We start from the raw sequence: 8,600 nt of genomic DNA on the forward strand, positions 1-8,600 counted from the left end.
AGGTGATCACGCCCTTGGCGTCAGTTGTGGAAATCAACCGTTGCTGAGCCGGGAACGTCCGTTCGCGTTGTGTAATGGGCTGGTTGTTACGCATGGTTTTTCAATCCGCAAGGCTTTGAAAGGTTGTCGGCGGTGTCAGGAATTAATTAAATTTTTCTTTCAGTAATCACTACAGCGTCGCAAAACGCGGCTTGCATCAGCCTGCCAGCATCGGATAGGTGAACAGGCCGAAATGCAGGATGTTGAGCCCGAAGTGCGTGGCGATTGCCGCCCCGAGCCCGCCGAAACGGTAGGCCAGACCATAGCCGACACCCGCCAGGCCCGCCAGTAACACCCAGGTCCAGCCAGCGCCGACATGCGCCAGCGCGAACAGTGACGAGGCCAGTAGTAGCGCGAGATTCTCGCCATACGGCAGATGTTTGAAGCGCCGGCTCAAGCCACCTTGTATGTAGCCGCGAAACAGCGCTTCCTCGACCAGCGTTACCAGTAGCAGATTGTTCAGCACCCACAGCCACGCCTGATCCGGCCATTTCGGCGCCCAAGCGATGACGCCCAACAATAGCGCGCCGCCGAGGGCGAGGATCGCACTGAGAGTCAGGGCGAGGGCGGTTGCGTACACCGTCATTCGCAAGGATCGCCGCGCGACAATCCAAGGGCAGACCAGCAACAGCCAAAAGCCAACCAGTGGTTTGTCCAGATTCAGGTACATCGAGAAGCGCACAGCGTTGTCGGTGAAACGCTGCGGATCGATAGCGCGACCGTTGTTAAAACCCGGCAACCAGTGCAGCGCTAATGCCACGGCCATCACGATGAACAGGCCGTGGCCGAGATAGCGTGCGAACGGCACTTGTTGCTGGCGTACCGCGTAACCGGCGAACAACAGAAGGCCGACGGAAATCAGCGCCAGCCAGCCGAGTTGGCCGTAACTGAGCGCCATTGCGTAGCCGAGGCTGAGCAGCGCCAGATAGAGCCATGGCAAAGCCTTCATCGAAAGTCCCTGTGTACATTTGTAGAAGGGCTTTCTACACGGGTGGGCGGCGGGGGACAAGTGAAGGTGAGGCGGGAAGTCGGGGCAAAACGCAAAGCTGTGGCCAACCCGCAACCCTGTGGGAGCTGGCTTGCCAGCGATAGCGGTGCATCAGTCGCCGAAGATGTCGGCTGTACTGACCTCATCGCTGGCAAGCCAGCTCTCACAGTGCCCGTGTCGTACACAGAATCAATGAACACCCCCGAACCTGTGGGAGCTGGCTTGCCAGCGATAGCGGTGTGTCAGTCAAACAAGTATCAACTGATCCACCGCTATCGCTGGCAAGCCAGCTCCCACAGGGTTACGGGGGGGCCAGAGCTTCAGCGCAGGTTGAGTTTCGCGGCGGCACGCTCAGTGATTTCCGTGCGCAATTTCAACGACGGCGCCGCGCGCAACCGGGCCTCATCGACGATTGCACTCGGGGCAGTCTGCGGGCTGCCCGAATTAAATGGCGGCGCCGGCGCATACTCGAGTTGCAACTGCACCAACTGCGCCGTGTCGGCATCAACCAGTTCAGCCGCCAGCACCAATGCAAAATCAATCCCGGCGGTAATCCCGCCGCCAGTAAACAGATTGCCGTCACGCACCACCCGATCCTTCACCGCAATTGCTCCCAGCGTTGGCAACAAGTCGTGGTAAGCCCAATGCGTAGTCGCGCGTTTGCCTTGCAGCAGACCCGCCGCGCCGAGCACCAGCGAACCGGTGCACACCGAGGTCACGTAACGCGCTTGCGCGGCCTGGCGTTTAATGAAAGCCAGCGTCTGCTCATCCTCCATCAACGGCCCGACGCCACCACCCCCGGGCACACAGATCACATCCAGATTCGGACAGTCCTCGAACGTCGTGGTCGGTTTCAGCAGCAGGCCGGTGCTGGCAGTGACCGGCATCAGATCTTTCCAGATCAGGTGCACCTTCACGTCGGGCAACGAGGCGAGCACGTCATACGGGCCGGTCAGGTCGAGTTGCTGAACCTGCGGAAACAACAGAAAGCCGATCTGCAACGTCATGGTGTTTTTCTCCATTAAGGGGGGTGGACGGCTTCACTGTAGGCGCGTAGCTTTTGGCGCATACGCCAATAACCCCACGAATTACGCCAAATGCCCAAAGCCATTCACGTACTCGCGTTTGCCAACATGCAAATCCTCGATGTCACCGGCCCGTTGCAGGTTTTCGCCTCGGCCAACGACATTGCCCGCCAGCGCGGTTTGCCGATTCCTTACGCGCCGACGGTAATTGCCAGCGAGGGCGGGGCGGTGATGTCGTCGGCGGGGCTGGCAGTGCTCGCCGAACCGCTGCCGCAAGCGGCCAGCGACACGCTGATCATCGCCGGTGGCTGGGGCATTTATCCGGCGGCCGAAGATGTGCCGCTGGTGAATTGGGTGCGTGAACACGCGGCGAAATGCCGACGCGTGGCCTCGGTCTGCACCGGCGCTTTTCTGTTGGCGGCCAGCGGCTGGCTCGATGGTCGACGCGTCGTCACCCACTGGACGCGTTGCGAGCAACTGGCGCAGCAGTATCCGAGCTTGCAGGTCGAGGCCAATCCGATCTTCATCAACGACGGCCCGGTCTGGACTTCGGCGGGGGTTACCGCCGGCATTGATCTGGCACTGGCGATGGTCGAGGAAGACCTCGGCAGCGACATTGCGCTGGACGTCGCCCGACATCTGGTGGTGTTTCTCAAACGCCCGGGCGGGCAATCACAGTTCAGCGTGACGTTGTCCCTGCAAAAGCAGGGCAATCGTTTCGATGACCTGCATGCGTGGATCGCCGAAAACCTCACCCGCGATCTCGGCATCCCGACCCTGGCCGAACAGGCCGGAATGAGCGAACGCAGCTTCGTCCGCCACTACCGCGCCGACACCGGCCAGACCCCGGCGCGGGCGATCGAACTGATTCGCGTCGAGACAGCGCGGCGCTTGCTCAGCGATACCGGTCTGCCGGTCAAACGGGTCGCAGTCAATTGCGGATTCGGCAGCGAAGAAACCCTGCGCCGCAGTTTTCTCAGGGCGATTGGCGTGACGCCGCAGGCGTATCGGGAGCGGTTTTCGGTCAATGTGGCAGTGGATTGAATAGCGAGGATGGATACGAATGGAAAAAGCGTCCTGCTGTTGCCAGCAAGACGCTTTTTTTGGAGAGAGGTGGCACTAATTACTTGTGGATCGGTACTCAAACGGGGTCTTCCGAAGCGACAGGCTTGGTTTTAGTGTTTTGCCCTGCCAGGTTTTTTAGCTCCTGCATATCTTCTACTACAGCGACGCCCCATGCGGCGGTTTCTGCCATAACGATTTCATGTGCACGGTTGATAAATTTTTGCAGAAGTGTTTCGACCTCTGCCAGTTGGCTTGGCTGAAGATCTTCTTGAGGATTACTGGCTAACCACAACGACCATTGCACTTGGAAATCAGTTATCAGATGCTTAAGTTCCATGCGCGCAATCACATAGCGAATATGGCCTCGGGTATATCCGAAGGTTCGATCTGCCAACATGGCTGCGCCTGCGATGGCGAGTGCAGGGTATCCCCATCCGGTCAGTCCCTTGAGGCACTCATTGATTCCACCCAGCAATGGGGCAAGCACACCGAGCGTGCCGAACACGATTGCAATCCATCGGGTGATGGTTGCCCTTAAACTATGTTTCTTTCCTGAAGAGGCGTAGTAATCGAAGCTGCCATGCACCAGTGTACTCATTTCTTCAAAGATGCGTTTGATTGAACCTTTATCCTGTTTCGCTTCGTTAATCGACTTGAATGCGTCGAGGAAGGCTTTGAAGAGGTCGGGTTTTTGTGGGTTATTCGCGGCCATTTATGTTCCTTTCCATCCCTGTGGGTAGTTTTTGCACACGTGTAAATTTGGATGGCTCTTGCCTATCCCCAAAGCGATTCATGCTTTTGATGAAATTGCTCAAGCCCGAACAGGCGAATGCGTTCCAGCCATTTCTCCGCTTGAGTCCGAGAGACATCGTGCGTTTGCGCTGCTTCTCGCAGCAGCGCAAATTCGGTGCGCAATGTGGTTGGCATGATGCCGGGGTCGTCGGTGTTGATACAGAACTTGATCGGTCCACGACGCAAACCGAAAAGGTTGTTTTTCGCGCCCTTGGCCAAGGTGCTTTCGTCAGGTGGATACCATCGAAAAACGGGGTGTTCGCTGTGACATTTCAAGCGCGCTATGTAAACGTTGGATGTAGGGTTGGCTTCAATAATCAAGCCGAGCCGGTCGTACCGATCCAGCAACCAGTCTTGAAGCGCGTGCATGAACATTACTTCGTTGGAAGTTTCGGTGACGGTTATCAGGTTCAAATCATTTTCTGTCCGGTAGTGGCTATCGGCTTCATGATCGGACTGGCGAATCCTTACCTTGCAAGGAATTTTATTTTCGCAAGGCTCAAGCGGCCAAGCGAAGTTGCCTAAACCGGTTCGCCGTGCTGATAGTGTCCGCCATCGTTGAAGGTAAAGTTGTACCGTGGGGGAGGGGGTTCGATTGAACTCGCGATGATCTGGCACGGCAATATTGAATTTTGCATCTTCAAAATAGGCAATGTCATTCCGGGTGACGTAGTGATAGCAGTTGCGCCGAAGCCGCCAGGCATCAAATAACTGTTCCAGGGTGGGAGGTGTTTGCTCTCGCTGCAGCCAGGACAGTTCCGGAATGAGTCGACGTAAGGTCCGCTCTAGTTTAGGGATGATCTGTGCCGCTAGATCAAGATGCGGGCTCATCTCGCACGCGTGATGCCACGCCCACACCAGATTGTCGACGTGCTCGTCCAGCGGCAGCACCGCCTCACCATGCCTCTCCAGCCACATCTTCGGTTCTACGCCTAGTGCCAGAGCGTGTCCGAGCCGATCACCCGAGCGCATTCCACAAAATACGACGGTTTCATCGACGTGCCGCATCCCTGAGAGTGGATGAGCGTAATCTTCGCCAGCATGGATACTCAGGTGCAAACCTGAGGCAGGAGCCGCCAGAAGAGGTTTGCATTGCAGTCCTTGGCGCAGCCACCTGAGTGCGGGCGCAAACACTTCGGTCTTTACCGCGTTTTCATCCCCCGCCACGTCGAGGCCTCTTATCCAGCGAGCCGGTTGCAATCGACCGGGCCACAGGGAAGAGGTATTGATCAGTTCTTCGCGTTCCCAAGAGGCGTTGCTGGAAAGTTTGCTTTCCAGCTTGTTGGCCTCCAGCCAAACGTTTGAAGGGTTGTCCCGGCTGAGCTCGTCACGAATCAGGTGAATGCAAAAGTGCCAGCGCTCAAACGCATTGCGCATGGCCAACTGTTTCGCCAACGGTACTTTTCGAAGTTTCGGTGCAGACTTCAGTCCGATGGCAGCGCCCAAGTGGTCCAGCCATTGAACAACTGACTGAGGCGTAAACTGATGATGGACGACCTTGATCTCCGCCACGTCGCCCTCACCGTTAAAGATTCGCCGCGCGGCATCGGTGTACTGTTGATCCCAGCCAAGATTGCGCCGCGCCTGGTTGTTGTAAACCTCCACAAAACGGGTCAATCCCTGCCCGTCCATCAGCAATTGCCGGCGCATGTGAGTCAGCGAATTGAGCAGAAAGAACAGGGCCATGCGCAACTCGCTGGTACATGCGGGATCCTGATATCGGGTGCAGCACCAGATCACAAACCACAACCACGCCTTGCCGGTATCACCCTTGACCAAAGCCCGGGCAATTTTCTGTCGTTGCCAATGTGGATGCAGTACGTCGGCCGGCTCCATCTGTTTTTCGGCTAGCCATTTCCAGTTGACGCTGATGGGCGGTTCAATTTTCCAACGACTGCCAAGGCTCTTTGTGCAAATCTCGCGAATCTGCTTTGAATCATGTGGTTCGGTACCAATTTCCATCAGTAGTCTTTGTGTCAGACGCTGTAGTGATGGCAGCACCTTGAGAGCAGGTTCGTTCGCCAACTCCTTCAACGGGGCACTCAAGCCCGACATCAGTACCAGGCCGTCGTAATGAACGCCGCCCAAATGCACATGGTTTTCCGCGAACGCTTTGCCTGTTTGCGCACGAGGGCTGAAAAATGGCTGTTGCGCCTCGACGATCCGCGCTAGGTCATTGCATCCAAGCCTAGGCTGCTGGCGCAAGCGTTTGGCGATTCGCCAACCGACCAGCAATGCCGGATCCAGTCGGGCAGCACATCGCACATAAGCCTGCACGCGGTCATCGCGGTACTGGACGATGTCACCGTTTTCGAGAAACAGTTGATCGAACAAACCGTCTAGCATGTCCAGACGTCCGCCCTGTGACGCAAGGAAGATGTTGCGCGGCCAAAGGGTCTCGAGCGCCAGATCCATGTCGTTGATACGAAACCGGCGGGGGTAATCGGCATCCAGGTCAATACGCAGATTACGCAGGCAGGTCGCGTGAAACGAATTGTGCCGGTTGGGATCACTCAGATTCGGTGTAGTTAAAAGTTCCGAGCGCAAGGTTTCCGCCAGTGAAGTGCTAGAGAAGCAGGTGGCACTGGCGAGTTCGAAAAGCGATTGGTCAAGCATCAGGCTAGGCCGGGCTTGGAACTGGAGTTTTTGCGTAACTGGTACTGTTGATGCATGTAACGAAGATGGCGTTGGGGGGAGCCCGATCCTACCTGTTTTTCTCCTCTAAGAACCTTGAGGAACTCTTTTTTTACCAGTCCCTCGCACTGTTTGTTGACAGTGTTCAGGAAATCAAGCATGGCGGTGGTGCTGAGGGAGTTTATTGTGCTGATTTTTAAAGTAAGGCCTTGTTGCCTAGCGGTCGAGTTGATGATTCTGTTGAGTTTTGTTGATGTTGGTGTGTTTTTGCTGTTGTTAATGGTTGTAGGTGCAGTTGCAGTTAGATTCTCTATGGTTGCTGTTTTTTTAAGAAGTTTTTGAGCTAATGTTTCATTTGTAGGGGTTGCTCTCGACGGGAAAAGTGTTCCTTTAATTGGCGCTTTGCGTTCGCCATCACTTTTAGTTGAGTTGGGTTTTTGCTGTTTCTGATTGTTAGTTAACAAGTCTCGAAGTAGTGTTCGGAGAGGGTGGGATTCTAGTGCGAATGTATACGAGCCTGTCTTGAAATTATGGTGATCTCCTTTGTCATTTATTTTTTGAAGGAAAGGCAGAATATTTTGCCGGTAGTGTGCGTGCTGTTCAAAGTTAATGCTGGAGCTGGACATGTTGACGTAGGCAATAATTCTTGGCAAACCAAAGACCTCGCCCTTTTCAAAGCTTCCGAATGCCGACCAGACTGAATTAAACATCCGCATTCCCGAATCAATAATGTCGAACAACGATGGGTTGTTCGGCTTTTTATTCGTCGAGAAGATGCTTATCTGGTTGAAGGCCTTGTTCATGACGTTATGGATAAGCCAGCTATGTGGTACTTGAATGTTGTTCTGTCGACGCCAATCATTTATCTCAATGGCTAGTCGGGATATTGTCTCGGTCGTTTCCAAGTCACCCTTGAACGTATCTTCTGTACTGCCTTCTTCCCTGGACTCATCCTCAGCAACATCGAATGCTTCCGAGAGGTTAAGCGTATTGGTATGCGCCAATGCCGGTATCGAGTGGAAAGGGGGACGATTGATGATCTCGGTGATTTCGATCTCCGAAATATCCCGAACTAGGCTGGCAATAATCAGTTCAAAAATGCGTCCGTGAAATATGAGGTTCGCGCGCTGATTAGGGGAAAAGAAACTCCAGTGCACAAGCAGTTGCCGTGCCAGTTCCGCCTTGCCCTGCATCTGTTCGGGAACGTGTGCATTCAGCGACCAACTGGAAGATCGATTTAGGAATACGCTCTATCCAGGCTTGAGGAACTACCGGAGAAAATATTTCAGACCATGTTTTGTCTATGCCAGAGATACTTTCAAAATATTCATATTTTTTATTGTTTTGTTCCAAGGGCTGGAACATATCGTATGCCAATACGGATGCTTTTTTAATGTCAGTGGTTTCCGCGCGCCATTTTTCATTTGTAAAAGCTGTGAAGTACACAGCCCCGCCTCTACGGTGGTACTGGAAATAATCAGCGATGACTTTTTGCCACTGCTGAATATAGGGGGGTAGTGTAGTGGTCTAATGAAACCGGACACCCATTTAGGCGAGAATGCTCGCCAGATCGAGGTGTCAGATGACCAAACAACGCCGTTCCTTTTCCGCTGAGTTCAAACGCGAGGCTGCCGACCTCGTACTCAAGCAAAACTACAGCTACATCGAAGCCAGCCGTTCGCTCGGCGTCGGCGAGTCGGCCCTGCGCCGTTGGGTTGACCAGGTTCAGAAGGAACGCCAAGGCGTCACTCCGCAGAGCAAAGCGCTGACACCGGAGCAGCAGAAAATCCAGGAGCTGGAAGCCCGGATCGCCCGTCTTGAACGGGAAAAATCAATATTAAAAAAGGCTACCGCGCTCTTGATGTCGGAAGATCACGAGCGTACGCGCTGATCAATCAGCTGAGCGTCCATGAGCCAATTGATTGGCTGTGCAAAGTGTTTGAGATCAATCGATCCAGTTATTACGCCCACCGCCTCAAGCGTCGAACGCCTGATGTCGAACGGCTTCGGTTGCGCAGCCGGGTGAGTGAGTTGTTCTCGCAAAGCCGCAGTGCTGC

The 8,600-nt window shown here is 54.7% G+C and carries 7 protein-coding genes and 2 pseudogenes; 2 read left to right on the forward strand and 7 right to left on the reverse strand.

All coding sequences use genetic code 11. The annotated features are described in order from the left end of the window. The 3 genes and pseudogenes from ACIQVE_RS13770 to inhA form a co-directional block, all read right to left on the reverse strand. Positions 1 to 94 (reverse strand): annotated as a pseudogene (locus tag ACIQVE_RS13770) (hypothetical protein); the annotation flags it as partial. A gap of 102 nt (positions 95 to 196) precedes the next feature. After that, positions 197 to 988: a type II CAAX prenyl endopeptidase Rce1 family protein gene (locus tag ACIQVE_RS13775; RefSeq protein WP_402809020.1), complete on the reverse strand. Its 792-nt coding sequence runs from the start codon at positions 986 to 988 to the stop codon at positions 197 to 199. 359 nt (positions 989 to 1,347) lie between these two features. Next, positions 1,348 to 2,034, reverse strand: a complete 687-nt coding sequence (gene inhA / locus ACIQVE_RS13780) for an isonitrile hydratase (protein ID WP_402809022.1) — start codon at positions 2,032 to 2,034, stop codon at positions 1,348 to 1,350. A 90-nt stretch (positions 2,035 to 2,124) separates the two neighbouring features. On the opposite strand from inhA, the gene ACIQVE_RS13785 reads away from it, so the two are divergent. Further along, on the forward strand, positions 2,125 to 3,096 hold the full coding sequence (locus tag ACIQVE_RS13785) for a GlxA family transcriptional regulator (RefSeq protein ID WP_402809024.1): 972 nt from the start codon (positions 2,125 to 2,127) through the stop codon (positions 3,094 to 3,096). 97 nt (positions 3,097 to 3,193) lie between these two features. Here the strand turns inward: ACIQVE_RS13785 and ACIQVE_RS13790 are convergent, their stop codons facing one another. The 4 genes from ACIQVE_RS13790 to ACIQVE_RS13805 form a co-directional block, all read right to left on the reverse strand. Further along, the gene (locus tag ACIQVE_RS13790; protein ID WP_402809026.1) at positions 3,194 to 3,829 is read right to left on the reverse strand and encodes an SLATT domain-containing protein; all 636 of its coding nucleotides are present in this window, start codon (positions 3,827 to 3,829) and stop codon (positions 3,194 to 3,196) included. Between the two features lie 62 nt (positions 3,830 to 3,891). Continuing rightward, positions 3,892 to 6,525, reverse strand: coding sequence for an antiviral RADAR system adenosine deaminase RdrB (gene rdrB / locus ACIQVE_RS13795; protein WP_402809028.1), 2,634 nt, complete (start codon positions 6,523 to 6,525; stop codon positions 3,892 to 3,894). Next, positions 6,525 to 7,736, reverse strand: a complete 1,212-nt coding sequence (locus ACIQVE_RS13800; RefSeq protein ID WP_402809030.1) for a hypothetical protein — start codon at positions 7,734 to 7,736, stop codon at positions 6,525 to 6,527. Before ACIQVE_RS13800 ends, rdrB begins: the two co-directional genes overlap by 1 nt. Beyond that, positions 7,675 to 7,989, reverse strand: coding sequence for a hypothetical protein (locus ACIQVE_RS13805; RefSeq protein WP_402809032.1), 315 nt, complete (start codon positions 7,987 to 7,989; stop codon positions 7,675 to 7,677). The genes ACIQVE_RS13800 and ACIQVE_RS13805 overlap by 62 nt, the downstream gene beginning before the upstream one ends. A 136-nt stretch (positions 7,990 to 8,125) precedes the next feature. Between ACIQVE_RS13805 and ACIQVE_RS13810 the strand changes: the two are divergent. Then, positions 8,126 to 8,600: pseudogene (locus tag ACIQVE_RS13810) on the forward strand (transposase); the annotation flags it as partial.

It is taken from the genome of Pseudomonas sp. NPDC098747, from assembly GCF_044760045.1.
Taxonomy (GTDB): domain Bacteria; phylum Pseudomonadota; class Gammaproteobacteria; order Pseudomonadales; family Pseudomonadaceae; genus Aquipseudomonas.

Coding starts and splice junctions, on each gene's coding strand:
- rdrB (WP_402809028.1), bottom strand. CDS start 6,525: ATGCTTGACCAATCGCTTTTCGAACTCGCCAGTGCCACCTGCTTCTCT.
- ACIQVE_RS13790 (WP_402809026.1), bottom strand. CDS start 3,829: ATGGCCGCGAATAACCCACAAAAACCCGACCTCTTCAAAGCCTTCCTC.
- ACIQVE_RS13785 (WP_402809024.1), top strand. CDS start 2,125: ATGCCCAAAGCCATTCACGTACTCGCGTTTGCCAACATGCAAATCCTC.
- inhA (WP_402809022.1), bottom strand. CDS start 2,034: ATGACGTTGCAGATCGGCTTTCTGTTGTTTCCGCAGGTTCAGCAACTC.
- ACIQVE_RS13800 (WP_402809030.1), bottom strand. CDS start 7,736: ATGCAGGGCAAGGCGGAACTGGCACGGCAACTGCTTGTGCACTGGAGT.
- ACIQVE_RS13775 (WP_402809020.1), bottom strand. CDS start 988: ATGAAGGCTTTGCCATGGCTCTATCTGGCGCTGCTCAGCCTCGGCTAC.